Raw genomic sequence first — 24989 nt, forward strand, 5'->3', positions numbered from 1 at the left:
GCGTAGCGACATGGCGAGGGAGGTACGATAGTGCAGGTCGCGATCATGGGTTCAGGTGGAATTGGCGGGTATATCGGCGCGCGGCTCGCCGAGGCCGGGGAAGACGTGGCTTTCATCGGACGCGGCGCCCATCTCGAAGCAATGCGCACGGAAGGTCTGCAATTGGAAAGTCCCCTCGGCAACATGACGCTGCGCCAGGTTACAGCGACCGAGGCACCTTCCGACATTGGCTTCGTCGATGTCGTGGTGTTCGCCGTCAAGCTTTACGACGTTGAAAACGCGGCCGCGGCGGTGGTTCCGCTGGTCGGGCCGCAGACGAGGCTCCTGGCATTTCAGAACGGCATAGACAGCATCGACATGCTTGCCCGATTTGTGCCGCGTTCGCAGATTGCAGGGGGCGCCGCCTACGTTTCCGTCCACCTCGCAGCTCCGGGCCGTATCGTGCATCGCGGCGGCGTCACCCGGTTCAAGGTCGGCGGACAAGGCGATACGACGATCGAAAGGCTTCGCGGCGTCTGCGACCGAGCTGTCGGCATAGACCTGCAGACGGTCCAAGACGTAGACCAGTTGCTGTGGACCAAGTTCGTCACGCTGTGCGCCTTTTCGGGCGCGACCAGCCTGATGCGCGCCGGCATAGGCCCGATCCTGGCCGACCCTGAAGCGCGCACTTTTATAGAACAGCTCCGGGATGAAGGAATGGCCGTGGCGACGGCAGCGGGCTACCCCATGCCCGACGGATATAACGAGGAGGTGATGTGGTTGTGGCGAACGTTCCCGCCAGACACTCGATCCTCGATGACCATCGATTTTGAGCGAGGCAAGCCGACCGAGCTCGCATGGCTGTCGGGGCGCTTGCGCGCGCTCGGCGACGAGCTTGGCGTGCCGACGCCGGCACATACCGCCGTTTATCGAGCGTTGCATCTGCATGCGGGAGGCTCCGAATTGCCACGACTGGTTTGGCCCGACGCTCTGGAGGAAACCAAATGACAACGGACCAAACTTCAACCGCAGGCGCCCCGTCGCTCCAAGCTGACTGTGCCCAGGCCTTGTTCAACAGGCAGTTGGCAGCCTATCGCAAGATCGTCGGCGAAAACCTAATGTTTCACCGCGAGGTCTATGGGTTGCTCGGGGAACTATTGTCCCGAGAGATGCCGAGGCCCTTCAAGTTTCTCGACATCGCATGCGGGGACGCCGTCGCGTCAGCGGCGGCGCTTAAGGGAACGTCCGTCGACCGCTATTACGGCATCGACCTCTCGGCACGATCGCTGCAACTCGCGAGCGAGGCGTTGAAGGTTTTGACATGCCCTGTTGAGCTCAGATGCTGCGATTTCGTCGAGGCGATGGCCGACTGGTCCGCGCCTGTCGACGTAGTGTGGATCGGAATGTCGCTTCACCATCTGCAGACCGACGGCAAGGCCCGGTTGATGAGAGACGTGCATGATGCACTCAGCCGCAGCGGGATATTCCTGATCTGGGAGCCTACGCTGCTCGAGGGCGAGACCAGAGATGACTGGCTCGATCGATTCTCAGTCTGTCGGGCGGCGTTTGCCGCGGTCACGGACGACGAATTCGCCGCGATGGAGAGCCACATGCGCCTGGCAGACTTCCCCGAGCCGGCCGACACTTGGAGGGCGATCGGCTATCAAGCCGGATTTGCCAATTCGGACGAGCTGTTCATGATGCCTAATCGTCTCGGGAGAGTTTTCAAATATTGGAACTGACATGTCGCGATGTTTGTCGCGATAATCTCAAACACGAAAACCGCAGCGCTCCCGTGCTGATCTGGTGACCGAGCTAGGTCAGCGGGTGATAACTTCGCCTCCACGCAAGACAGCTTTGCGCCTCATATCGGTCGTAGATTTCAATTTTGCGATTGCTCGAAAGCTGACATTCCCGTCGACGGTGCTAGAGATCGCGGATGCCAACGGCCGTCTCCTATCGGCATTCGTCTGAAGTACTGCTTGCGACCGGTAGTCGGACGTTCGCCCGTCGCAAGAGAGTAGTCGAGGAAGTAACGTTTCCGACTGCCGGACGTTCGCGATTTTGGAATTACTACTTTGGAACGAGCGTCTCGAGGCGACGTACGTCATCAGCGGCCTCGGCCAACAGCCAGTTCCGGAATGTCGTGATTTTGGGCAGCATCGACGTCGCCTTGGGACACACGATCCAATAGGTCTTGGACAATCGCAGAGCCATGGAGAACGGCCTGACGAGCCGCCCGTTGATGAGGTCCCACGCCGCAAGCGTCGTGCGGGCGAGTGCGACGCCCTGGCCGTCGACAGCGGCGTCTATGACCATGCTGGCGCGGTTCAAGATCGGTCCGTGGGAGAGTTTGGCATCAACGACGCCAGCGACCTCGAGCCATTCCGACCAGTCCTTTCGGTCATCAAGATGCAGCAACGGAAATCTCAGCACGTCGGAAGGCTCGCGCATTCGCTGCTTCAGTTTGGGACTGCAGATCGCGAACAGTTCCTCGGAGCATATGCGGACAACATCATGCCCGGGCCAGTTGCCATCGCCATGCCGCACCGCAAGATCGACATCCTCTCTGGCGAAGTCGACGTGATGCAAGGTTGCGGAAATCCTGAGATCGATGGCTGGATGCGTCTCGGCAAACCTGCCAAGGCGGTTGACCAACCATTTGGCCGCAAAGTCGGGCGACGTGCTGACCGTCAGCGCTCCGGCCCGTGATAGATGCTGGATGCGCTGAGTGCCGAGAGCAATACTGTCAAAGGCATCCCGCACCACCTCCAGATAGGTAAGCCCGGCCCGTGTAATGCTCAGCTTTTGACGTTCGCGATCGAACAGCCTGATGCCCAATTCGAGCTCGAGCGCCTTCACCTGATGGCTTACCGCGCCCTGCGTTACGGACAGCTCTTCCGCCGCCCTGGTGAAGCTCTGATGACGTGCCGCCGCCTCGAAGGCTTTGAGGGCATTGAGCGACGGCAGTCGGCGAGCCAATTTAGCACCAGATCATGAGAAAAATTCGGGCTAGCATGACAAACCATGCTTTGCGCGCGGCAGCAGATTGGCGCACTTCAGCGCCACAGGTCAACATGGATGCCGCGAAAGGATGAGAAATGTTCAATCACCCGCTGGCTGAGGCGCGGAGGCCATCGTCGTCGTTGCCGACACATGTCCGTCACATCGCCAACAATGTAACAGGAGCGATTGTAATGGTAGGGCGCTGGATCCAACTCCACTGCCAGCGTGGACAATTGGCCGAGCTCGAGGACCATCAGCTCGCAGACCTGGGTCTTAGTCGTACTCAGGTTCGGAACGAATGCGCAAAATGGCCTTGGCAGGCCTAATTCTAGACCGCCCATCAAGATAACCGCGTTACATAGCAAATGCCCGACGGGCAGCCATGGCTCCTCTCGCCGACGGCCTCGAGCATGCTGGCGGCGTATCGGCGTAGCCCACGGCAGGACCGTCGTCGGTCTGTGGCGTGGCTATGCGGATGCCTCGCGCACCCGTCCTTGGCGGCCGCTGGCCCAACGTGTGGTCCTCCACCGGGGTGTGGCGATGAATGGTCTCGCCGTGTCGATGGCCGAGAAAGGCCGCTCTTGGTATAGATGTTGAGAACGCGTTGTGCTTGGCGGAGCGAACCGAAATCTGACGCTGGGCGGTCATCCGTCGCAGCGCGGATGACCGGTTCAGCTCCCGAGACTACGTTGCTTGTCTTGAGGAGGAAAGCGGAGGTGCAGTTTTGGGCGATCACCCGGGGAAAGCCGCCGTCCATATGGCAACGAGATTGGCGGCAACGCGCCTCATATCGGTCTTAGAAGCCAGTATCCCAACTTCCTTGAACCAGCCAATCACAGCAACACGCGATTTCGGTCATCAGTCCTTAAGCGTGGTCGTTTAGACTAATTCGAAAACAGACCCGATAACGATGGAGCCTTGGGAGCCTGACGATTATTTCACCGTGAGCGCTCGCCTCTATCAGCAACGGGCGGTGGCACATGTTGCGGATTTGCGCTCAGACATCGCAGAGACGCGCCGCATAATCGATGAATCCCGCAAGCTGCTCGACCGGCTCGCCACCAAGTCAGGCGCTATCGTCCCGTAGACTGTGAACGAAACAGGACACGGGCCACAGCTATCCCGATATGACGTGGATTAGGTGGGCAACTCGCATACCAAGGGCAACGGTGAATTCGCCTTCGTTGGCGGCGAAGTCCCAACCGAAGAATGCTGCCCAGCAAAAAGGCAAAACCGAGAAGCGCATTTACAAACGTTAAATTAGAGAACTTGAATATACATTAACGTGGGCCGCGCTCTGCGACTCTGAGCGGAACTTACCGCCCGCTGGCTCCGGCCGGCGAGCTTTGTTATTTCCGCTTTGGAAATTCTATCACCTCAGTCTCCGGCTCCAGCGGTTCATGACCCGGGCCGCTCATGCCACAAGATTTGCCGCATATCGCGCTGGTCGACCCGCTGCCCACATTCAGGGCAGTTGTAGAAGTGAAGTTGCTCTTCAATTTCTTCCCGCCCATACAGTTTGCCGGGAATCGGAGGGCCAAGGTCGGATAGCTTCGTCATGCGGGCTGCAACATCCGGTCATGCTAAATGTTCCGGAACCATTTTAGCTAAAGCTTATTGAATCGACGGTTTGCGTGAGTGAGTTGATGCGTCTGAAGTTCATTAAGCCAATGGAGCCCGAACTGGTCGACACCCCGCCACAGGGCGCCGAATGGCTCCACGAGATCAAGTTCGATGGGTACCGGACCCAAGTCACAAAGGACGACGACGGGATTCGGCTGATCACCAAGAATGGCTACGATTGGACAGGTCGCTATATCCAGCTTGCCGGCGAAGCAGCGGCGATCGAAGCGAAGGATTTCATCATCGACGGTGAGGCGATCACCATCAATGAAGCTGGGCTGTCTGACTTCCATGCACTGCAATCAGCCATCACCAGCCGCAAGCCGTCTCGCGATCTGTATCTCGTGGCGTTCGATCTCCTGCACCTCAATGGCCGTGATTTGCGCGAAATGCCAGAGGAAGACCGCCGCGACATCCTTCAGGCGTTGATCCCGACCGGTGGCCGCATCCAGTTCAGCGAAGCAATGCCTGGGACCGGCGATGCCGTCTATCACCTTGTCAACCAAGCCGGCCTGGAGGGCATAGTTTCCCAGCGCAAGAACAGCAAATATCGCAGCGGGACGACGATGAACGGGCGCAAGATCAAGTGCTATGCTGAGAAGGAAATGGACATCATTGGCGTGCAGCGTGAGGCCGGGAAACCCGCGATGGTGCTCATGGCCGACCGGGGCCGCTATGCCGGCGGCGCCTTCGTCACGTTCAAGGCCGACAAGCGGCAAGTGCTGTGGGACCGCGTGCAAGGCAAGGTCGGCGGACCTGTTCCGAAGGGTCTTAAGAGCGACAAGGCGGAATGGCTGAAGCCCGGTCTGGTCGGCCGCGTGAGGTTCCTGAAGGGCGAGGAGAAGCTACGTCACGCCTCGCTCAAGGATTTTCGGGAAAAATAGGGACATCGTGCTTTGATGCGTAACAACTGGACGCTTGAGTCACTGATCGACAGGGAGCGTCGGCGTCATCTACACGCCCGACACCATGCCGACGGGGTATGGGATCCTAAATGCTGCCAAGCGCGGCGGACGCGTGCGCAAGCATTTCGCGGGACCTCTTTCTCAGCCGCGGTTCTGCTCGATGAGCTCCTGAGTTTCTTTGATGCGGATGAGGCTTTGCCGCTCGCTCTGATCGATCGAATAACCGAAACATCTGCCTTTCACCGCCCGCTGGCTCAGGCCGGTGGGCTTTTTCCGCTTAATATCGGCAAGGCCGGGCTTATTGCGCACGTTCACTTCAGTTTCGTCAACTGATAATGGCCTCAACGTCCTCTAGAGAGGATGGTGGGCTTTGGGGCGTGGGCTTCCCGAATCATCTTGGCCGCTTCTTCCGGGGTAATGCCGCACTTGCGGGCATAGTAAGCGGCTTCTGTTTGCACTCGTCATCGGAGTGCAATGATAGCCTGCTTTCCTCTGTGCTTCGCCTTCTTGCCCATGCAGCGAATCATACCACATGAGTACTTATTTACAGAGGACCCAGATACCTTCGTCATGCGGCCTTCAAACACTTGGCCTTGCTAAACTATTTTAGCTAATTGCTAAAGGAGGTGCGCCGTGGATGGCGTTGGCCGTTCTAATCCGCAACATCTTGCTCTGGTCGGCGATCTCTCTTCGTTGATACCAAGCCCGTTTGAATATCGGCCGCGCCGCGCAATCTTGTTAATCGAAGCGTTATTACTCGGGTGGCGGCTCTGAGGCCGTCTGAATCCAAGCTCTCGACACAAATAGTGGGTACCGGGAACGATTTAAGTTCTTCCTCGACAAGATTAATGTGGTGGATTTGATCAAGACTGCTCTGCAGATCGAGATCGAGGAACTTCTGAATGATCCCGAGAGTACGCCGGCGTTCCCTCAACCGCACCTCTAGAATTCGCCTTGGCGCCCGCAATCGGACAAGAAGGTCCGGTTTGGGCAGAAGCTCGAGAGCACGCGACACTCTTTCACGATCCGTGATGTCGCTGAACAAAGCCAGTGAGGATACGAATTGAACCATACCTTGGTCAAAAATTGAGATCTTTTGATTAGACGCCATTGCGGCGCGCCAAGCTTGCAAAAGAGCCTCAAGATGCCAGTTCAGACGAGCTGCCCACATCTCGTTCTTGGGTGGGAGAATCTCAAACATTTCTCCGAGAGAATGCTGTCCAATCCACTTTGAATGAACGCCAGAAACCAGTTTAAAGGCGGCTCTTCTAACCGGGTGTGCACGGTCAGCGATATGCAAAAGAACGGGCTGGCCCTGACCTCGCAGATCGCGTGCCAACTCGGACGCCAAGGTGGTCTTACCAGCGCCGGAGGGCCCAAATAGCTCCAAGATCATCTTTTAATCCAGACTGAGGGGAGCCGTCCGATAGTAATCTTAGCCGACGAACCAGGAAATGCGTCATCCGTACGAATGACCGTGTCGTGAGTAAGATCGGCGCGCCGCCGCCGAAAGGTCTCACGAAGGAAAAGGCCGAATGGCTAAGGCCGGGCCTCGTCGGCCGCGTGAAGTTCTGAAGGGCGAGGAGAAGCTACGTTACGCCAAGCTGCTCGATTTCCGGGATAAGCAATAGCCAACGCGTGCCAGCCGGGAACTTAGGGCACCCATCGCACTTATCGCCGAATGAGCACACGCGGCGTGGATTTCCTCTATCGCTGGATGAGCGAAAATATACCCGAACATGCTTCCGTCGATCCGGGCCTGATCGCTCATCTTGCCGATCAGGCCATGGCCGACGCGATCAAGGCTGGTATCCGGCCGCGTGAGATAGATGAGGAGGTCGACAGCGTCTTCGCCGTAATAGCGGAGGCTGTCAGCAATCATGAGGGTGGCGCGATCGAATAGCGGTCCCGAAGTAGACTATTGCTTTTCGGGTCCCTATCTCTGGTGCATGTGCGGACGAGTTTTCGTAAAGACCACAATCCCCGACATGGTTCGCCGGTTCGAATTCGCCCATCCTGGCGAGGTCGAACGGCTTGGCAACAGCTTTCCTCTCTGGAACGGTGCTCCGAGCCTGACCTACCCGATCATCATCCGTGAAGAGCTGTCGACCAGCATGGCCGGCTTTATGTCGGCGCGCTGGGGCCTGGCCCCGGGATGGGCTCGGGAAGGTGACGGCCGCCCGCCGCCGGTCAACGCCCGCTGCGAGACCATTGCCAGTAATGGCTTGTTCCGCAAGGCTTACAATACGCGCCGCTGCTTGGTGCCCGTCGACGGCTATTTCGAATGGCAGAAGCTCGACGCGTCGGGGAAGAAGAAGCAGCCCTATGCTATCGCTATGAAGTCTGATGACCCCTTCGCCATGGCCGGCATATGGGAAGAGTATGCCGACAAGCTTACGGGCGAACTTGTGCGGACCTTTGCCATCGCCACCTGCGAGCCCAACGATCTGATGGCGACCATCCACGACCGCATGCCGGTGATCCTGGCGCCGGCCGAGTACATGCGCTGGCTTGGGCCGGAGCAGGACCCTCGCGAGCTGATGAAGCCCTTTCCGTCCGATCTAATGAAGATGTGGCCGATCGACAGCAAGGTCGGATCTCCGCGCAACAACACGCCCGACATCATTGATGAGATCGGTCGCGGGCCTACTGATCTGTTTGACGTCTAGGTTCCGGGCTTTGGAGGCCGCTGCCACGACACATAGGGCATCTGATCGTAGACCCTTTGCAGCCGGTTCGGTGCACTCCCGTCGGGCAACACGTGCCGTTTGAGCTCAGCCACTTTGCGCATTGAAAAACCTTGCCGGCGCCGAGACATTGCCGACACCCGAACTTCCTAAATCCTGCCAAGTACCACCTGCCCACCTACCCTGAGACGGCAAGAACGTCAGGGGCATAAAATAGTTTCACCGGCTAATCCACGTCCGAGATTTTGCCGTTCGTGAGGTGCGTCTCGATTTTGCTGAGCGCCTTCCGAATGACGTCGACCGCCTGCAAGTTGACTGCGAAGTCGAAATTGCCTTCCACCGTCTCGAAAATCAGGACGCCGATCTTCGTTTCGTCGTCCCTCAGCATGCCGATGCCAATTCCTGTGGGCATATACGGTGGTCTATCTGCCATGGTTTCCTCCTTCAGAGATAGCGCTCCCCATCATCTCGGTGCTCGAAACAGAACCAATGCGGATCCTGGCGAGGCCGAGCAAAGCCGAACCCTCCGCGCTTCGCGCAACCTGTGCGCTCGCACATGTGCCTTAGCACTCTGGCGCGCTCGCGCGGCACGGGCGTTATGCCGTCGGGAAGCCTGGTCGGTTCGTCGCTCATCTGCGGAAAGATTCCATAAGACTGCTTGACGGGCAAGGACTTTGTTCCCTTTCTGTTCTCATGGCGCATGATCCGATCGACACGCTGGGGCAGGCGACCCGGCACAATATGCTTGTGAAGGTGGAATGCAGTTGCGGCAATGTCCGTTACTGCAGATCGGCCGATCTCATGATGGTCTATGGCGGCGGGGTTGATCCTTTGAAGCTGAAATTCGACTGCAACCGGTGCAAGCCATCGATCAAGATCACGCTCCTTGAAGTCCATCGGAGCACCTTCCGAAGCGTCTGATGATCCACAAGCCGATGAAGGTGGACGGCAAGATCACCTGGTACACCGAAAGGTTCAGGGGATGAGCGGTTCTTTCTCGGTGCGTTGCAAAGATGCCCGCCGGGTACCTCTGCAACCTACCTGGCGGGCCTAGGCCGTTACCTGTGGCAAGCCTTCGCAACCGTCGCGGCCCGTTAAGGTGGCTGCCTAAGACGTGGTTGCCCCCACGTAACTACACAGACACCACACAGCCCACAAAGCACTGTTGCGGCGCAATGCTTTGGTTCGCCGGCTCTACAAACTACCTCTGGTCGTTGTACGGTTCCTTGGTCTGCCCGACCTGCCGCGCCAACTCTGAGAAGGGCGGAACCCCGGTCTCGTCCTGCGAGAGATTGGCGAGCTGCAGCAGCCTCAACGGGAAGCGGATCGCATCCCTGTTGGCCGGCGACATGTCCTCGTATACCCGCTCTTCGCCTGTAACTGAAGCTTCAGCCTTGCGCAGTGCATCGTCAATGGCATCTATCGATAACACCCCATTGTGGACGAGCGCGTTGTTAACGGCCGCTATTGCCATCAGCAGCCCCTCGAGTTGCAGGTTGGCGACGTTCATCAGTTGCTCCGTTTGACTACGTCATTCAAACTCGATGCGTGCCAGGAGGTTCCTGCATGACGTGCTGCCAGCTATCAGCGTTCGGCCCGGAGTTGGCGCGCACACCCTCCAGGCGCTCCGGCAGAAGTGTCGGGAGCTGCCCCTTCAACGCAGCTCACCTCGGAGGTATCGCGTCGACATGCATTCCCTGGCGCGAAGGAGCATCTGCGCCGTTCAACGCGCAGATCTTGGAAGTATGCGCGACCCACCCGCACGTCACGGCGGTGACGCTGAAGTGAGCGCGTGGAGTCCGAGGCGGGAGTCGACATGAAGGTCGTCAAAAGAACCACGCCCGGCAAGCCCACCTCACATGCCTAATAAAATCCTATAGACCTGCATTCTGGAGCAGCCAAGTGCAGTGGCAATCGCTACCGGTCCGTTGCCTTCCTGTTTCAGCCTCAGAACAGTGTCGCGATCCAATCGGCGTTTCCCTCCACGATATACGCCCGCTCGCTTAGCTTGCTCGATGCCGTCGCGCTGTCGCTCTTTGATGAAGCGCCGTTCCATTTGCGCGACCATGCCAAGCACGGTCAGCACGACGTGCCCCATCTCGCCACGGGTCGAGACGTGCGGATCGAGCACGGTAACGAATGCGCCTTTCAGCTCGCATTCATGAATGAGGTTAAGCACGTCGCGGGTATCGCGGCCAAGCCGGTCAAGGCGCGTAACCACCAGCTCATCCCCAGGACGAAGAAAATCCAACACCGTTGCCAGTTCGGCGCGACCGTCACGACTGCCGCCCGAAACCTTCTCCGAGCGAATGACCTCGCATCCTTCGGCTTTCAGCTTAATAAGTTGCGTATCGAGGTCTTGATCGATTGTGCTGACGCGTGCGTAACCAATGCGAGCCATTTGGTGTCACCTCAAGGTGCTAAGGCTTGATGCTACCTTGCCGCAAATAGTCGATGTCAAGCTGATCGCGCACCACATGTGAGAGCACTATACGAATGACAGTTTTGCGCCTCATGTCGGCCATTGGAGCCAGCTTGCCCCCGCCCGTAAGCAGACATCGCTGCTCAAAAAGTTAGGCATGGGAGCCGCGGGAGGCGAGAAAAAGCGGCAGCCGGCGTTCTGTACGGGCCACGTCTCGCCAATGACGCTCTTGACATTGGCTCCTCCAATATCAGAACCACGCCGCCGATACTTGACATCGATTTCCCATCGAAGCGCGCGGGCCGCAGATCAGTCGCAGGACCGATAGGCTGCTCGTCACAAGCTTTGACCCAACCACTCGGCAGCATGCTTGCTCTCCTCGTCGTGCAGTCTGGCCTTGCGCCTCCCTGGCTAACCAAATACGACCCCTGGCTCACTTTGACCCACTTCGATGATATAGCCGTCTGGATCGCGAATGTAGCAGCGCGTCTCGCCGTACTTCTCCATCGGCTCGGTAATGAATTCAGCACCTCGGGCTTGCCATAGTTCATGGCAGCCGTGGATATCGGCAACGCGAATGTTCAGAAAGCTGCTGGCTAAATTGGGATCGCCGGGAACATCAAGCATGACGGACGGTTTGTCGGGGGTAGGCCCACCCCCGACGTTTACGATCAGCCAAGTATTCGCGATCTGAATGTAGCCGGGCGCACCACTGCTATCTCCCAGGCTCAGAATGCGGCCTCCGAAGACCTTCTCGTAAAACCGCGCCGAACGACCGATGTCGGCCACTGTCAAAAAATGCGCGACGGTAAAGCCCTTTTGCGGGGGCATTGCATAGATTTGATCCGCTACGATTGCTTGGGTCATCCGGGACTCCCATTGAGACAAAGTTCAAATCTTCGCGACCTTCCTTGGCTGCCGATCCTGCGCGGGCGTCTCCTTTGCAAATCGGCAGTTGTGAGCAGCCCGTGGCAAGGGAACGTCGCAGTGCCGACCGAAGCACCTACCAAGTCGCGGCCCTTCAGACCCACGAAGCACGGCTATACGTGGCCGCTATTGCAGGGCGGAATTTGCACAGGGGATCATTTCTCCTCCTGGGCGACAGGCAGTAGAGAACCGGAGATAGCCGAAATGATCGTTCTGACGGTTAGCCACAGGATAAGCAGGTTGACGCCAACAAAAACCGGCAGAGCAAGGACCGTCGCAACATTCGTGTCGCCTCGAACAGCCAGCTTTTCAATTGACGTTGCCAATGCTGTGGCCCCGAAGCTGACACTCCAAAGTCCGGCGGAGAAGCGTCGTAGGATCCGTGAGAGAATGGCGCCAACGACAATTGCTTGCAGAAGCGCGTAACCCACGAGGGAGTGGACGAACACGTCTCCAGCGGTACCCGACAAATCAGCGTAGGCCAGTGAGCACACCGCCGGCGGCGCCAGTTGGACACCCATCGTCGATCGGATCTGGCTGGCTAGCGGCTCACCAAAATAGAGCCGGCCAAACAATAGCGATTCGGTCGCCAGCCATGAGAAGAGTCCCGCCCCTAACGCCAGCTCGGCCCAGTCAAACCAGCCAAATGTCGACAAGCCAATACTCAGGACAAAAGAGGCCGCGGCAACCGGCAAGTATAGGGCAGGGGTCGCGTCGGACATCGAAATCGTCCCCCGCCAGATCATTTGGGTCCGCCAGATGCCGTAGCTTGCTGCGAGCACACCTCCCGTAGAAAGCAGCACGACTGCCCCAATCTTGCTGTAGGGCAACATGCTCACTGCAGTGAGCATCATGCCGACGCCCGCCAGACCAGGGAAGCAATTCTGAACGGGATTGGCGAGCTCTGCTCGCAGCGCCATTGGAGCCAGCGACAACTTCAGAATGTAGAGCGTCAGAAGGACTGCCCACAGACACGCCGCAAGCAACACCAATGCCACAACAATCCCCTCCGGAGCCGCCCAGAGCTGATGCGCTAACTGCCACGAACCAGCGAAGGAACTTGTCCCCAGGCCGATCGCAAAGAACGAAGCGGGAAACCGCGCTATCAGAGATTTTTCCATGGGCGGAGGGATCATCCCCTCGTGCGCGGATGCCACCGCTTCGTCCAACGCCAACCCACTCAGTGGTGTGATGCCTTCAGATATGGACGGCTTTTCCATTGTTGCTCCTCACGGTTTCCGGCTCGTGGTGATAGGGGATTGTCACAGCACACCGGTGCCCGGCCGCAGTCGCGATTGGACCGCTCGCAGTGCTTCGTCAGCTTGTTGCGGGCAATCGCAATGTCACGGTTGTGCCCATCCCGAGTACGCTCTCGATATGGACGCTTCCTCCGGACTCTTCGGCGAAACGTTTCACCATCGGCAGGCCGACACCGCCAAAGCCACCGCCCTTTGTCGTGAAGAAGGGATCAAATGCCCGGACCACTGTCTCGCCGGTCATTCCAATTCCGCTGTCCCGAATGCGAATGGCGACCTGACGAAGGCTTTCCGGGGCAAAGGCGTCGATTGAGATCAAACCGCCGTCAGGCATTGCGTCACGAGCGTTGAACACAAGGTTCAGGACCGCGTTCTGCAAGCCTGCCCGATCGCACCTTACCAAAGGGAGGTTGGAATCTACCCGAAACTCAAAACGAACATTTTCATATCGAGCACTTCGGACAAAAGATTCGATCTCGACCAGGCACACGCTTATGTTCGCATGCTCGACATCGCCCTGAATCTCCCGGGCCGTCTTGATCGTCTGCCTGACAAGGCCGCCCGCTCGATCCAACGCGGTTCTGGCACCGGCAATTACAATATCAATTCCCGGAACCGCTGAGATGCTGGGCTCGCGAGCCAGATGGTTCAACGCAGAGGAAGCCACCTGGATGAGATTGCCGAGGTCATGGACCACCCCCGCCGTGGATAACTGCGAACGCACGCGACCCCCAGGAACGACGCCTGGGCTGAGAGACACGTCATCATCCATCTCTGGTCCTGACATTCCATTCCTCCGTTTGCCCGGTCGACAGTTCTTGCGTCAGTCCCAGCCACACAGCGCCACTTGTGCTGCAATCCAGCAATGAATCTGACGCCAGAAACGGCTCTTGCTTGGCCCCGCTTCAAAGAACTCCTGCGTACAGACCCGCCCCGATCGCGACGCAGAGCGCGCCGCTCGCGCGACTGAGGGGAACTGACGCAGAGCGCTGCAAGGCGAGCGCCAATCCGATTCCGATTGCTTGCAAGACCGCGGTGGCAGACGCAAATCCCGCAACGAATTCAACCCCATTCACGGTCTCAGGCAACTCAGTTCCATGGGCGTGACCATGCAGCAGCGCAAAAAGAGCAATGATGGCAGCTCCGATCCATACCGGCGGATTTACCGCCGACGCCACCATGAGCCCCAGGATGATCACCGAAGCCAGGATGCCGGGCTCCACCAACGGCACAGTGATGTGCGCCAGGCCAAGAGCGCCGCCAATCAGCATCACCACAAGGAAGGTCAACGGCCACACCCAGAGCGCACGGTTTCCCTTGGCGGCGGCCCACATCCCGACGGCCACCATGGCCGTGATGTGATCGAGGCTCGTGAGGGGATGACCCAACCCTGCGTTAAAGGAAACGACGGAATCAACGCCGGGGTGGGCAAAGGTTGGCGTTGCCAAGGCGAGGGTTACAGTTATCAAAATCAGGATCAATCGCATGTCTGTCTCCTCAGTGAAGCACACGAGCGGCGTTCGGCCGGGTAGTGGACCGAACAACACCCAGGGAACATCTCCAACCCTCAAAGGTGCGGGTTGTGCGGCGACCCCAGGTACGGGAACTCGGCAAGCAGGTCGCGGTGCGGCCCCACTCCATCCCCCGGAACCCCGCCGTTCGTGAAAATGGCCATAAAGAAATCCGCGGCATCGTCAGTCAGGCTTCTGCCGTTTTCCGGGAATGACGCAGGTCGTGACGGGTCGTAAACGAGAATGTCGGGAAGCAGTGTTCTTGCCACGCGCTCTGCTTCAGCAGGCCGGTATCCTCCCGAGTGCTCAAGGGTGTGCGCGAACGTCTTGATGAACTGGTTGTCGTCTGCCGGCTCGGCAGAGAGATAGTCCTCTCTCTGCTCGCCGGGGAGGAACACTGCCTGCTGGGGTCGAGCACCACGTTCAACCTGTATCCAACGGTCGCCCTGTCTGTCCAAGATGCGAGCCCATAGACCGATGGGCTTTGAGCCCAACGCGGAATTGGCTACTTCCAGCACGATGCTGCAGATATCCTTGTCGGCAAAGAAATCAGCACCCGTGAATTGCAAATCCGCGACGGCGCCGAGAGTATCGAAGAAAAACGGCTCGCTTCGCCAACCCGCGAAGAAACGGTAATCGCCTGCTTCCGTTACCTGGGCGTCGCTTCCTCTCGAGACTGGTGCGGCCGTGACGACGACCTCCCCGCCGTCGTCGGCCCCAGCTGCTAAGGCGCCTTCCACACGACTCACAGAGGCGATCTGCCTTCCTTCCGACAAGGACACAAAATTCACTCGATACGCGACATCGGCGACTGCATCGCCGTTTGTGTCGATCTTCAGCTCGTACACCGCGTCGGGGGCGAATGGCTCTACGGTTGTGGAATGTGGATCAATCACCGTCGAGGATGGATGCACATTCATGATGAGGATCGACTTGCTCGCGTCTCCCGGTTTGGGGAAGGCATAAATGTCAGTGAGGTCCAAACGTGCGTCTCCACGAGGAAAGCCAAAGTCAGGGCCTGAATAGTGATGAGACATTATCATGTTCTCCGAATTTTGAACCAAAGCGGAAGCCGAAAGATACATTTATCCCTGACACGAGATTACCATCTGCAAAATCGTGACCACGACAACACCCATCCGTCACTTCAGCAGAACAAACTGTGGCAGCGCCACGAGCCAGAATATATTGGACGATGGTATCTCCAATACTTTGGTCTCGGTCGCATCGGCGGGCCCGCGATGGTACTTTTGGTGGTAACCCTGAAGGCATCCTCGGTGAAATGTTGGCGAGCGGTGCAGCCCGCGACGCTGACGAAGAAGAGGGAACATGGCTCGCTTGCTATCGGTCAATGTGGGATTGCCGCGCGGCATTCCATGGCAAGGCAAGATCGTCGACACCGCCGTTTGGAAAGCGCCAGTCGAGGGCCCCTGCCAGGTGCGTCGGCTCAACATCGATGGCGACGGGCAAGGAGATATCGCGGGGCACGGTGGCGAACAACGCGCCGTGCTGGTTTATCAAATCGACTCTTATCGGTTCTGGCAAAGCGAGCTAGGTCGAAACGACTTCGTTTACGGGCAATTTGGCGAGAATTTCACGGTCGATGGCTTGCCGGATCGTGAGGTTTGCATTGGCGATCGCTACCGCATCGGCAGCGCGCTGTTGGAAGTGACGCAGCCGCGCGTCACCTGTTACCGTGTTGGCATCCGGATGAATGAGCCGCGTATGGCCGCGCTGCTGGTCGCGCACGGCAGGCCTGGCTTTTACCTGCGCGTACTGGAAGAAGGCCAGGTTCAGGCGGGAGATGAAATCACTCGGGTGGAAATCGGCCCAGAGGCGATGACGGTTCTCCGAGGTGGACGCGCTGCTTTACACGCCCAGCCATCCGCGGAGCCAGCTTGAGCGCGCACTGCGCATTCCCGCGCTGAGTCCTGGTTGGCAAGGATCCTTCCGAGCACTTCTCGCACAAGGGGAGAAGGGAACCACGACGGGAAATGCCGGTCTGGACCCTGTCTCCGGACGGCCACCAGCATGGCCGGGGTTCCGGCCGCTGAAGGTGGCTCGCAAGGTCCATGAAAGCGGGACTGTGGTTTCATTGATCCTCGAGCCTACGGATGACTCTCATCTGTACGCCGCCATCCCCGGCCAATTCGTCGTGCTGCGCCTCGCGGTTTCGGCCGACGGGCCGGCTGTTATGCGCAGTTACTCTTTGTCGAGTGCGCCCGGGGATCGGTGCTATCGGGTAAGCGTAAAGCGGGAACCGCATGGCGAGGCGAGCACGTTTATAGACGAGAGCGTCCAGGTTGGAGATTTCCTGGACGTGAGCGCGCCACGGGGCAATTTCATTCTCGGGGACGAGGATCGCCCGATAGTGCTGCTGAGCGCCGGAGTGGGCGTTACGCCCATGATGTCGATGCTTCACGCATTGGCAGCCCGAGCGTCGACGCAAGAAGTTTGGTGGTTCCATGGGGCCCATTGCGGTCGCGAGCATCCTTTCGCCGAAGAGGCCCGAAACCTGCTTGAGGCCTTGACGCGCAGCCATTCCCACATACGCTACAGTTCGCCCGATCGCGAGGACAGGTTAGGTGTCGATTTCGACGCTATCGGACGCTTGGATGTGCGCGCACTCCAAGATCTGGGTGTGCCGCCAGATGCCGACTTCTACATCTGCGGACCATCGGTGTTCATGAGTGGCATGACTGCCGGTCTTGCCACATGCGCCGTCGCCCCTGCAAGAATCCATACCGAAGTGTTTGGCCCAGGTCCTTCGACGACGCCCGGGATAGCCAGCGATCCATCGCGATCGCCGCATCCGCTGGTTGAAGCTCCCAACGCGGGCCCCCGTGTTTCTTTTGCCCGGAGTGGCTTGAGCGTCCGCTGGGGATCACGGTTTCAGAGCTTACTTGAACTTGCCGAAGCCTGCGACGTGCCCACGCGATGGTCATGCCGAACTGGCGTCTGCCATACTTGCGAGACGGGACTCGTCACTGGGACCGTCACCTATAGCCCCGAGCCAATCGACCCGCCGGCGACGGCCAATGCGCTGATTTGCTGCTCGCAGCCCGATGGGGACGTCGTTCTCGACCTTTGATCTGCCCCGGGGAATTTCGACACCGGAGCTATCGCTCGCAGGATTGGAAATCTCCGCGCGTGGCCACTATGTCGGCAGCGGGCCACCGGTTTGTTCCGCCACCATGAACTGCGCGTAGCAGTCGGGCCAGTTGTCGTCACGCTGGCCGCCAGTCCGCCTTTCATGCTCGACATGTGCCGAAGCCGCCCGCCGCAACGCAGCGGCAAGCTCCGAAAACTCGAGAATGTCGTGTCCTGCGCGTCCTCGCGACCAGGCAATCGGTGCGTGATCTCCTGCAACAGCCACCATTGCCATCGGGATCAGCGAATGTGGCAAAAGACGAATAGCTGCGCGCCTCTGGATCTCGGCCGCCGATAGGTGGCTGGCCTGGGCCGGCCCGATGATACACCTCGCTAGCGTCGACCCCACGCGCCACGAGTTCAGCGCGTGCCGCTTCGATGTCGGGGACGACAAGGTAAATTACCTTCGCGGACCCAGGCTCGGCCGAAGTCAGGCCCTTGCCGAAGTGCACGCAGCACGCTGAGCCCGGAGGGGTGAATTGAACAACGCGGAACGCATTGCCGACGACAAAGTCCGCATCGAGCCTCCAGTCCAGACGACTGTAGAAACTCTTGGAGCGATCGACGTCGGAGACACCGATGACGATGGCTTCCAGCTTCATCTCGATGGTGGCCCTTTTCGCAATTTCAATCGCAGTTGCAACGCTCATTGCATCATTACTCACGTCAATCTCCTCGGGTTGGGCCTTCGGACACTTTGGACGTGCGAAAACGAAGACCGGTCAACTGCATCAATCGAGCCATGGCGTCGCCGAACGCCATCCTCCGGCCGTCATACCCGCCTAGCCTGGCGGACTGAGCCAACGCCGGTTCGATACGCTGGTCGCGCTCCCATGCTTGCGCCGTGCCTGGAAGCGCACCGACGATTCCGACACGTGCAGTCGCGGCAACCAGCTGGCGCTCCGAGGGAGTCAGCAATCTCGTTCCTGCCACCTCGGGCTCTATCGTTAGGCTCGCTTGAGACACCATCCGACCCCAATGGAGATAAATCCATTGCACGTTGGTATAGGCAACCGCCGGCGACGCCGATTACAGTCGAATCTCGGCAACTCCTAGCGAAGAGGCGCCTTGGACATTAGGGACTCCAAAAGGCCGGTACCCGCACCAATCTGGGCATTTGTCCGGCAGCCCATTCCAAAGTATCGGCGATACCATCGAACAATGGTGAACTCGCAGAAACGTTGATACTTCACACCATCTGGACTTGCTCCAGTGAATCCATGGTTGGTTAAACATTGTGGTTACCGATATGCTGGTAACGCATATCAACAAAGGGAAGGAGTTTATCATGAATATCAGAGGTGTGTGCTTGGGAGCGGCGTTTTCTCTTTCGGCGTCCAGCGGGATTGCTGCTGCGGGGGCTCTTGACGTCATTGACCCAATCAACCAGCTGCAGCCCCTTCATACCGGTTCGATCAGGGAAACGGGACACACAAGTCCCATCATGAGATCGCGGTTCAGGGCGGCGCTGGCCACTCTCCCGAACACGAAGCGCGAGGCGATGATGAGGGAATGCCAGGACGCTGGAATGACGAAGCCCTATGCGGAGTTCTGCGCCGACTTGAATGCGCTTGCCGGCTCGTGATCTTCCAAGCCAGGGCGCGATCCCTGTTCGAGCCGAACGATGGCGGGCCGAGTGCCCGCCATTTGTTTGCGTAGAGAGTTCCATCCAGTGACATTAGGGATGGGACTGTTTACCTCTGCGTCAGCTGGGTAAACGGGGGCAACTGATCCACGTGGCGTTTGAACACTTCCCCATGCGGTAATCGTCCCATGTGAAGCGTGATCTGGCGCAGACAGTTTGGCTATTGAGCACCGCTGAGCCGCGCAGCCATGTTCACCAGGTCCGCGAGCGAGCGAGCTCTCATCTTACGCATGGCCTGACCGCGGTGTGCTTTCACGGTTATTTCGCTGATGCCCAACTCAAACCCGACCTGCTTGTTCAACAGACCGGAGACGACCAGTGCCATGACCTCCTGTTCGCGACGGCTGAGCGACGCGTGCCGATCCCTGAGCTCGTGCAATTCCGAACCAAGAGCGAGTGAGGTCTTGCTCCATTCCAGCGCTGACTCAACCGCCGCCAGGAGCTCTTCGTCACTAAATGGTTTTGTTAGAAATTCCACCGCACCGGCCTTCATTGCCTTAACGCTCATTGGCACGTCGGCATAGCCTGTGACAAAGATGATCGGCATGTCGGTGCGACCGACAGACAAAAGCTTTTGCAGGTCAAGCCCGCTGAGATTGGGGAGATTGATGTCAAGAATCAAACAGTTTGGAACCAGCGCCGGGGGGCAGTTGAGAAATTGCTCCGCCGAGGCGAACGTCTCCGGCCGCCAGCCTGCGGAGCCGATCAGCGACTCAAGAGATTCACGTACCGAGATGTCGTCGTCAACGACGAACACGACAGGCGTTCCTTGTGACATGGATGCCGACTTTGCCCCAACGCCCAGTTCAGTCGCCAAATTCGGATGCATCGCAGAGTATCCTTCTCGCACATCGTTAACAACCACCGCGTTCAAGGTGCACGTAGTGCCGAGCTAAGCGCCGCCTGAAGGGCTCGGTCACTGAAAGGCTTGAACAGACACTCAACCGCACCCTGCTCCATCAGACGCGGCCGGACCGTGCTATCCTTCCACGCTGTTATGTACACAATCGGAATTAGCTGTCCGCGACGCGCCAGCTCAAGTTGCAGTTCAGGCCCCGTCATTTCGGGCATCGCTACGTCAAGAATCAGGCACCTGGTCTCATCAACGCTATCCGATATGAGAAACTCATTTGCTGAAGAGAACGTCTTCACGCTGAAACCGAATTCCTTGAGCAAATCTGGCAAAGATTCGCGCACGGACCGGTCATCGTCGACCACAGAAATTAGTACATGCGCAGTCTTCATCTAACCCCCACTGATTTTTTATCATTATGGGCCACATCCATATCTTGCATCAGCAGGGCCGCGGAAAACTCGGGCACGGAAAAAGAAAACGTAACCCCTGGCCCATCATTTGCGGCTGCCCACAGGCGCCCACAGTGACTGTCGATAATGGATCGACTGATGGACAATCCTATTCCCATGCCGTCACTCTTGGTGGTGTAGAAAGCTTCGAAGAGACGGTGGGAGCCGTCTGGACCGAATCCAGTGCCCGTGTCCTGTACCGACAGCCGCACATGACCGTTCGCCTCCGGCTCGGTCCTGATCATGACCTGCCTGGGACGATCTTCGATCTCGCTCATTGCGTCGGCCGCGTTGCGCAACAAGTTCATGATCACCTGCTGGAGTTGGACTCGATCCCCCGCGACATGCGGTAGCCCTTCGGCCAGTTGGGATTGCAGAACCACGCGACTGTCACGAATGTCTCCTGACGACAGTGCCAGCACCTCGCGCACGGCCTCATTCAGATCCACAGCCTCTATTATCGGAGCCCTCTTGCTAAAAAGCGCGCGCAGCCGAGCGATTACATCCGCCGCCAGGTTGCCGTCGCGTATCGTACGACGCGCCGTCTCGAGCGCGCCGTCGATATTCGGCGGATTGGCGGCCAGCATGCGCAGGCACGTGCTAGCGTTGGTGACAATGCCGGATAGCGGCTGATTGACTTCGTGCGCGATTGACGCCGTCAAGGTTCCAAGGCTTGAAACCTTCGATACGTGTGCAAGTTCAGTCCGGGCCTTCCCAAGCGCCTCCTCTGCGCGTCTGTACTCTGTCACGTCTTGAACCGCGGCGAGGCACTCCAGCCGATCGTCTTGGCGACGCACGACGCGGCCGAAGGTGCGCAGGAATTTAACACTATGGTCCGGCATTCGTATTCGGATCTCATAGCCCAGATTACCCTCACCGGCGCGAACCCGTGCCATGTGCGTTGATAGGGATGGAATGTCGTCCGGATGGATTCGGTCGAGAATTTGGTTCATCGTCACTGGATGCGCAGGGTCAAACTCGAAAATGCGATAGAGCTCCTCGGAAAACGCGATTTCATCCGTATCCACACGCCATGAAAACGCTCCGGTCGAACTCAGACGCTGAGCTTCGGAAAGCAATGTTTCGGTCCGCCTGAGTGCGGCCTCGGTCAGCGAGCGCTCGATGGCGATGCTGGCTATCTGCGTGGCATGCGCAATAAGATCTTGCTGGTGTGGTGATGGCGACGAGGGCTTTCGCTGAATGATGCAGAAGGTGGCCAGCACTCGCCCTTCCTTGGAACAAACCGGGGTGCTCCAGACCGACCTATATCCGTGTCGCAGCACATGGGACCTAACTGGCGAGTTATACCAGCGAGGATCCCGCTCAATGTCCTCGGTGACGACCTGTACTTTCTCAACGGCCGCTATGCCGCATGGCAGCAAATCACCGCTCAGAGGCGTACCCGCGATCGGATCGCTGTAGGCTGAAGGCAGGGAAGGAGCCACGGCGTAGGCAATTGTCAGGCTATCCTGATCGAACATGTGAACATCACAGAAGCAGTCAGGGGCAGCCTCTTCGACGAATGTGCACAAGGCGCTTAGAACATCACGCAGTGAACTGCCCGACGCGATCATCTCGAGCAGTCGCTTTTCACCCGCCAGAAAGGCTTCTGCCTGTTTGCGACCATCAATATCGTGGCTCACACCATACCAGCGCATCACTTTGCCGGCGTCGTCCCGGATCGGTATGCGACGCGCCATGTGCCAGCGATACGTACCGTCGGCCGCCTGCACTCGGTACTCTAGCTCGAACGGTTCTCCGGTCGCGATACATTCGAGCCATTTGTTCTCTTCAGCTTCGACGTCCTCTGGATGGATTCTATTTCTCCAACCACCATTTGCGATGTCTTCGGAAGAAAGCCCGGTGAAAACGCGTCCTCGCTTGTTGCTGGAAATTTGTGAGCCATCGGCGCGGAAAGCTCCAACCAGCGCCGGGATACCGTCGATCATCCTTTGAAGCTCGCGCTCAGCATCGATGACCTTCTCCTCGGCGCGCTTGCGTTCGTCGATGTCGGTATTGGCACCGTACCACTTGATAATCTTGCCGTATTCGTCTCTCGACGGGTTGGCGCGGATCAGAAACCAGCGAAAGGTTCCGTCAGATCGACGCACTCGTGCTTCGGCTTCGCCTGGTACACCCGCGATCATCAACGCCTGCCATTTGGCGGTCAGTTCATCCAGGTCATCGGGATGCATTATGGCGGTCCATCCCCAGCCCTGTGACTGCTCGGCAGACAGACCGGCGTAGTCAAGGTAATGCTGGCTGAAAAACTCGACATAGCCATCGGGGCGGGTCAACCAAGCGAAGGCCGGAATGGTGTCGACAATCAGCTGGAGATCGTGCCGGCTCGTCGCAAGAGCTTCCTTGCTTTCTCGCAGGGCTTCTTCTGTCCGCCGGCGTTCTTCAATTTCCAGCATCAGAGTTCTATTCGCGGCGACGAGTTCGCTGGTTCGCTCTGTAACCCGCTGGTCGAGCTCTTTGGCGAGGCGGTTCTGATCTCTTGCCTGCCGTGCCCCCTGGAGCGCAATGCTCGCCTGGTTGGCAGCAACACTCAAAAGCAGTTGATCGGACTGGCTGGGAAAATCGGCCCTGGCTGAACCCACAACCAGGACTCCAGCTTCCCCCTCAAGCCCCAGTCGCGCCACCGCCAGAAAAACACCACCCGCTCCGACATCCATTCTGGCGCTGGACGACCAATTCGATTCCGTCTCTCCAAGCAGATGATCGAGGGCTTTGCCTATCTCGCTCATCTCCAATGCACAGGCCTGGCCGACCCGAACGATTTCATTCGGGCATGCGCCATCTCTGTCGAACAGCCGTGCATAAACGAAATCAACGGGCAACATGGCGCTTAGCACGTCAAGCAATGTGCTTGCGATGTGAACAGGATCCTCGCCTACCCAGATCGCAGGGAGAGCTAGCAGGCTTACCAAGTCGTTCATCGAGCGCTTAAGCCGTTGATTTTCCTCCCAGGAGGTCTCCACCGGCGGCTCCATGCTAAAGGTCCATTTCTGGCTGAAGCAGCTGTCCGGCTCTGCGTTGGCGCAGTTCCTGAAGGAAATTTTCCGGCGGTACAAAGAATGGATTGTGCTGCAGTATGCCGCCTATGACGATCATGGGATGCGTCCGCATGATATCGACGACCGTGTTGCCGCCGAACTTCGCAAGATCGTACACACAGATGAACCGCGTCCTCGTGACGCGACCATCCTCGTTCACCCGCGCTTCGAACTCTACCAGATCGTCAATGTGCGATCTGACCTCACAAGCCCAGTCCATATGGCAGACAATGCGACTAAGTGGAAAATCGCCTCTGACGTTGCCGCTCGCCAGCTGTTCGAAGATCTCCAACATTCGATCCTGATCGAAACGACCGTCCCGAATGTAGGCTTCGGTATTGGTGCGAAATTCAAGCTGGCCGCTTTGTTCCGCCGCCGTTGTATCGACGCCCGCCGCTGCCAGGCGATGCAAATGCTTGCAGCGCTCGCCCGGATTGACGACGTGGATGACTTTGTCACCGCGCTCGAAGCCATCCCTCATGAAGGGAAGCAACACCCGAGACGCCTCGTCGTCGCCGTTAAAGAATGCGCAGGCGTGCCGCATTTCGCCAAGTTCGGACCCCGCGAAGGGAATGGCTGGCGTCTTCTTATGCATGTTTGCCTCACGGGACGCAGCTCCGCCCCATCCCACCATGCACGCGGCCAATACCAAGGTCCATTATGCGTTGGTGTCGGTTTGATGAGGGACATCCGGTTGCGACGGTGTCTCCAGCCGTAGCGGTCGGAACCCGCACCGGGGTACTGATTGTTCCATGGTGTCGCCGATACCTTGGAATAATGGATTTTGATTGTTCTTCCGCTCTTGTTGGCCCTGGGTCTCACGTTAGCGAAGGTTCTCGAAATGCGCTCAGACATTGTTCCAGGGTCCAATTTCCCGGATTACGAGTTACCGGATCACACGGCCGTACGGCGAAAGCTTTCCGATCTGCAGGGAGAAGACCCAATGGTGGTGGTTCTCGGCAGAGGCGGGTTTTGTCCTCGGGACCGTCGGCAGACCGAAGGGCTCGTACGGCTCTATGGTGAAATGGAAGTCGGATATTGCAGGCTCGTGACCATCACGGCGGACAATCTTCTGGAAACGAACGAGTATCGATTGGGGGCTGGCGCCCATTGGCCTTTTCTTTCCGACCCGCGGCGCATCATCCAAAAGGACCTTGATATCGCGGAGTACACGGACCCCCTGCACAATCCTATGATTCCTCACGTGGTCGTCTTGGAGCCTGGCCTGGTCGTCTACAAGATCTACAATGGCTACTGGTTCTTCGGTCGACCCACATTGGAAGAGCTCCGCCAGGACATGCGCGCGGTGACTATGAAATCTCGGATGGATTGGGATATTTCGAAACCCGAACTCAGGTCGGCGTGGCAAATGGGCCAAAGGGAGCTTTTCTATCCCTACCAGAAGCCAAGTTCAAACATTGCGGCAGAGCATTGAATTGCGTTGAAGGCGAGGCAGCGCGCTTTGGCATGGGCTCGGTCGGCCGACGGTCCTCCGGCCTTCGCCGGGCAGCGGC

Annotated in this window: 24 protein-coding genes and 2 pseudogenes; 9 read left to right on the top strand and 17 right to left on the bottom strand. The window is 58.3% G+C overall.

The window, feature by feature from the left end; all coding sequences use genetic code 11:
* Nucleotides 1-30 precede the first annotated feature (30 nt).
* Both LB557_RS05620 and LB557_RS05625 read left to right on the top strand, forming a co-directional pair.
* Nucleotides 31-987, top strand: coding sequence for a ketopantoate reductase family protein (locus LB557_RS05620; protein ID WP_224713024.1), 957 nt, complete (start codon nt 31-33; stop codon nt 985-987).
* Nucleotides 984-1721, top strand: coding sequence for a class I SAM-dependent methyltransferase (locus LB557_RS05625; protein ID WP_318013333.1), 738 nt, complete (start codon nt 984-986; stop codon nt 1719-1721). Before LB557_RS05620 ends, LB557_RS05625 begins: the two co-directional genes overlap by 4 nt.
* 331 nt (nt 1722-2052) lie before the next feature.
* On the opposite strand, the gene LB557_RS05630 is transcribed toward LB557_RS05625, so the two are convergent.
* The gene (locus tag LB557_RS05630) at nt 2053-2961 is read right to left on the bottom strand and encodes a transcriptional regulator GcvA (protein WP_224641779.1); all 909 of its coding nucleotides are present in this window, start codon (nt 2959-2961) and stop codon (nt 2053-2055) included.
* A 215-nt stretch (nt 2962-3176) separates the two neighbouring features.
* On the opposite strand from LB557_RS05630, the gene LB557_RS05635 reads away from it, so the two are divergent.
* Nucleotides 3177-3311, top strand: a complete 135-nt coding sequence (locus tag LB557_RS05635; protein WP_224641812.1) for a DUF1127 domain-containing protein — start codon at nt 3177-3179, stop codon at nt 3309-3311.
* Nucleotides 3312-4631: 1320 nt separating this feature from the next.
* A complete protein-coding gene (locus tag LB557_RS05640) occupies nt 4632-5492 on the top strand; it encodes an ATP-dependent DNA ligase (protein WP_224641778.1) in 861 nt (286 codons plus the stop codon).
* 162 nt (nt 5493-5654) lie between these two features.
* Here the strand turns inward: LB557_RS05640 and LB557_RS05645 are convergent, their stop codons facing one another.
* A complete protein-coding gene (locus LB557_RS05645; RefSeq protein WP_181171474.1) occupies nt 5655-5828 on the bottom strand; it encodes a hypothetical protein in 174 nt (57 codons plus the stop codon).
* 337 nt (nt 5829-6165) lie between these two features.
* Nucleotides 6166-6852, bottom strand: a complete 687-nt coding sequence (locus LB557_RS05650; RefSeq protein ID WP_411970523.1) for a hypothetical protein — start codon at nt 6850-6852, stop codon at nt 6166-6168.
* Between the two features lie 342 nt (nt 6853-7194).
* On the opposite strand from LB557_RS05650, the gene LB557_RS05655 reads away from it, so the two are divergent.
* Together LB557_RS05655 and LB557_RS05660 are read left to right on the top strand one after the other, a co-directional pair.
* Nucleotides 7195-7416 carry a DUF768 domain-containing protein gene (locus LB557_RS05655; RefSeq protein WP_140620249.1) on the top strand — a complete coding sequence of 74 codons (222 nt, stop codon included), beginning with the start codon at nt 7195-7197 and terminating at the stop codon, nt 7414-7416.
* Nucleotides 7417-7462: 46 nt separating this feature from the next.
* On the top strand, nt 7463-8182 hold the full coding sequence (locus LB557_RS05660; protein WP_224713025.1) for an SOS response-associated peptidase: 720 nt from the start codon (nt 7463-7465) through the stop codon (nt 8180-8182).
* Between the two features lie 244 nt (nt 8183-8426).
* Here LB557_RS05660 and LB557_RS05665 read toward each other — a convergent pair whose 3' ends face one another.
* The 9 genes from LB557_RS05665 to LB557_RS05705 form a co-directional block, all read right to left on the bottom strand.
* Nucleotides 8427-8633: a hypothetical protein gene (locus tag LB557_RS05665; protein WP_224713026.1), complete on the bottom strand. Its 207-nt coding sequence runs from the start codon at nt 8631-8633 to the stop codon at nt 8427-8429.
* Nucleotides 8634-8644: 11 nt separating this feature from the next.
* Nucleotides 8645-9097: a hypothetical protein gene (locus LB557_RS05670; protein WP_224713038.1), complete on the bottom strand. Its 453-nt coding sequence runs from the start codon at nt 9095-9097 to the stop codon at nt 8645-8647.
* 304 nt (nt 9098-9401) lie between these two features.
* Nucleotides 9402-9710, bottom strand: coding sequence for a hypothetical protein (locus LB557_RS05675; RefSeq protein ID WP_224642828.1), 309 nt, complete (start codon nt 9708-9710; stop codon nt 9402-9404).
* 345 nt (nt 9711-10055) lie between these two features.
* Complete coding sequence (locus tag LB557_RS05680; protein WP_224642827.1) at nt 10056-10601, bottom strand: recombinase family protein; 546 nt, start codon at nt 10599-10601, stop codon at nt 10056-10058.
* A 432-nt stretch (nt 10602-11033) separates the two neighbouring features.
* Entirely contained in the window at nt 11034-11489 is a 456-nt protein-coding gene (locus LB557_RS05685) for a VOC family protein (RefSeq protein ID WP_140502875.1), read from the bottom strand.
* A gap of 215 nt (nt 11490-11704) precedes the next feature.
* Complete coding sequence (locus LB557_RS05690; RefSeq protein ID WP_140502873.1) at nt 11705-12769, bottom strand: dicarboxylate transporter/tellurite-resistance protein TehA; 1065 nt, start codon at nt 12767-12769, stop codon at nt 11705-11707.
* Between the two features lie 97 nt (nt 12770-12866).
* Nucleotides 12867-13577, bottom strand: a complete 711-nt coding sequence (locus LB557_RS05695) for a sensor histidine kinase (RefSeq protein WP_224642825.1) — start codon at nt 13575-13577, stop codon at nt 12867-12869.
* 133 nt (nt 13578-13710) lie between these two features.
* A complete protein-coding gene (locus LB557_RS05700) occupies nt 13711-14292 on the bottom strand; it encodes a HupE/UreJ family protein (RefSeq protein ID WP_224642824.1) in 582 nt (193 codons plus the stop codon).
* Nucleotides 14293-14372: 80 nt separating this feature from the next.
* On the bottom strand, nt 14373-15299 hold the full coding sequence (locus LB557_RS05705) for a DUF4331 family protein (protein WP_181169702.1): 927 nt from the start codon (nt 15297-15299) through the stop codon (nt 14373-14375).
* A gap of 346 nt (nt 15300-15645) precedes the next feature.
* Between LB557_RS05705 and LB557_RS05710 the strand changes: the two are divergent.
* A pseudogene (locus LB557_RS05710) lies at nt 15646-17407 on the top strand (MOSC domain-containing protein).
* A 66-nt stretch (nt 17408-17473) separates the two neighbouring features.
* Here the strand turns inward: LB557_RS05710 and LB557_RS05715 are convergent.
* Nucleotides 17474-18116 (bottom strand): annotated as a pseudogene (locus tag LB557_RS05715) (VOC family protein).
* Between the two features lie 638 nt (nt 18117-18754).
* Between LB557_RS05715 and LB557_RS05720 the strand changes: the two are divergent.
* Nucleotides 18755-19051, top strand: coding sequence for a hypothetical protein (locus LB557_RS05720; protein WP_140502864.1), 297 nt, complete (start codon nt 18755-18757; stop codon nt 19049-19051).
* A 220-nt stretch (nt 19052-19271) separates the two neighbouring features.
* Here LB557_RS05720 and LB557_RS05725 read toward each other — a convergent pair whose 3' ends face one another.
* The 4 genes from LB557_RS05725 to LB557_RS05740 all read right to left on the bottom strand — a co-directional run bounded on the left by LB557_RS05725 (nt 19272) and on the right by LB557_RS05740 (nt 24070).
* On the bottom strand, nt 19272-19889 hold the full coding sequence (locus LB557_RS05725) for a response regulator transcription factor (RefSeq protein WP_140503445.1): 618 nt from the start codon (nt 19887-19889) through the stop codon (nt 19272-19274).
* 92 nt (nt 19890-19981) lie between these two features.
* On the bottom strand, nt 19982-20356 hold the full coding sequence (locus tag LB557_RS05730; protein ID WP_224530503.1) for a response regulator: 375 nt from the start codon (nt 20354-20356) through the stop codon (nt 19982-19984).
* Nucleotides 20353-23412 carry a PAS domain-containing protein gene (locus tag LB557_RS05735; RefSeq protein WP_224642823.1) on the bottom strand — a complete coding sequence of 1020 codons (3060 nt, stop codon included), beginning with the start codon at nt 23410-23412 and terminating at the stop codon, nt 20353-20355. The genes LB557_RS05730 and LB557_RS05735 overlap by 4 nt, the downstream gene beginning before the upstream one ends.
* Nucleotide 23413: 1 nt before the next feature.
* Complete coding sequence (locus LB557_RS05740; protein WP_224642822.1) at nt 23414-24070, bottom strand: MEDS domain-containing protein; 657 nt, start codon at nt 24068-24070, stop codon at nt 23414-23416.
* Between the two features lie 246 nt (nt 24071-24316).
* On the opposite strand from LB557_RS05740, the gene LB557_RS05745 reads away from it, so the two are divergent.
* Nucleotides 24317-24910, top strand: coding sequence for a redoxin domain-containing protein (locus LB557_RS05745; protein ID WP_140502857.1), 594 nt, complete (start codon nt 24317-24319; stop codon nt 24908-24910).
* Nucleotides 24911-24989: the final 79 nt, after the last annotated feature.

Origin of the sequence: Mesorhizobium sp. BR115XR7A, from assembly GCF_020165315.1 — a bacterium.
Classification (GTDB): Bacteria; Pseudomonadota; Alphaproteobacteria; order Rhizobiales; family Rhizobiaceae; genus Mesorhizobium; species Mesorhizobium australicum.

Coding starts and splice junctions, on each gene's coding strand:
- LB557_RS05685 (WP_140502875.1), bottom strand. CDS start 11,489: ATGACCCAAGCAATCGTAGCGGATCAAATCTATGCAATGCCCCCGCAA.
- LB557_RS05700 (WP_224642824.1), bottom strand. CDS start 14,292: ATGCGATTGATCCTGATTTTGATAACTGTAACCCTCGCCTTGGCAACG.
- LB557_RS05690 (WP_140502873.1), bottom strand. CDS start 12,769: ATGGAAAAGCCGTCCATATCTGAAGGCATCACACCACTGAGTGGGTTG.
- LB557_RS05735 (WP_224642823.1), bottom strand. CDS start 23,412: ATGGAGCCGCCGGTGGAGACCTCCTGGGAGGAAAATCAACGGCTTAAG.
- LB557_RS05640 (WP_224641778.1), top strand. CDS start 4,632: ATGCGTCTGAAGTTCATTAAGCCAATGGAGCCCGAACTGGTCGACACC.
- LB557_RS05695 (WP_224642825.1), bottom strand. CDS start 13,577: ATGGATGATGACGTGTCTCTCAGCCCAGGCGTCGTTCCTGGGGGTCGC.
- LB557_RS05635 (WP_224641812.1), top strand. CDS start 3,177: ATGGTAGGGCGCTGGATCCAACTCCACTGCCAGCGTGGACAATTGGCC.
- LB557_RS05655 (WP_140620249.1), top strand. CDS start 7,195: ATGAGCACACGCGGCGTGGATTTCCTCTATCGCTGGATGAGCGAAAAT.
- LB557_RS05680 (WP_224642827.1), bottom strand. CDS start 10,601: ATGGCTCGCATTGGTTACGCACGCGTCAGCACAATCGATCAAGACCTC.
- LB557_RS05660 (WP_224713025.1), top strand. CDS start 7,463: ATGTGCGGACGAGTTTTCGTAAAGACCACAATCCCCGACATGGTTCGC.
- LB557_RS05665 (WP_224713026.1), bottom strand. CDS start 8,633: ATGGCAGATAGACCACCGTATATGCCCACAGGAATTGGCATCGGCATG.
- LB557_RS05745 (WP_140502857.1), top strand. CDS start 24,317: ATGCGCTCAGACATTGTTCCAGGGTCCAATTTCCCGGATTACGAGTTA.
- LB557_RS05725 (WP_140503445.1), bottom strand. CDS start 19,889: ATGTCACAAGGAACGCCTGTCGTGTTCGTCGTTGACGACGACATCTCG.
- LB557_RS05730 (WP_224530503.1), bottom strand. CDS start 20,356: ATGAAGACTGCGCATGTACTAATTTCTGTGGTCGACGATGACCGGTCC.
- LB557_RS05625 (WP_318013333.1), top strand. CDS start 984: ATGACAACGGACCAAACTTCAACCGCAGGCGCCCCGTCGCTCCAAGCT.
- LB557_RS05740 (WP_224642822.1), bottom strand. CDS start 24,070: ATGCATAAGAAGACGCCAGCCATTCCCTTCGCGGGGTCCGAACTTGGC.
- LB557_RS05675 (WP_224642828.1), bottom strand. CDS start 9,710: ATGAACGTCGCCAACCTGCAACTCGAGGGGCTGCTGATGGCAATAGCG.
- LB557_RS05720 (WP_140502864.1), top strand. CDS start 18,755: ATGAATATCAGAGGTGTGTGCTTGGGAGCGGCGTTTTCTCTTTCGGCG.
- LB557_RS05670 (WP_224713038.1), bottom strand. CDS start 9,097: ATGGACTTCAAGGAGCGTGATCTTGATCGATGGCTTGCACCGGTTGCA.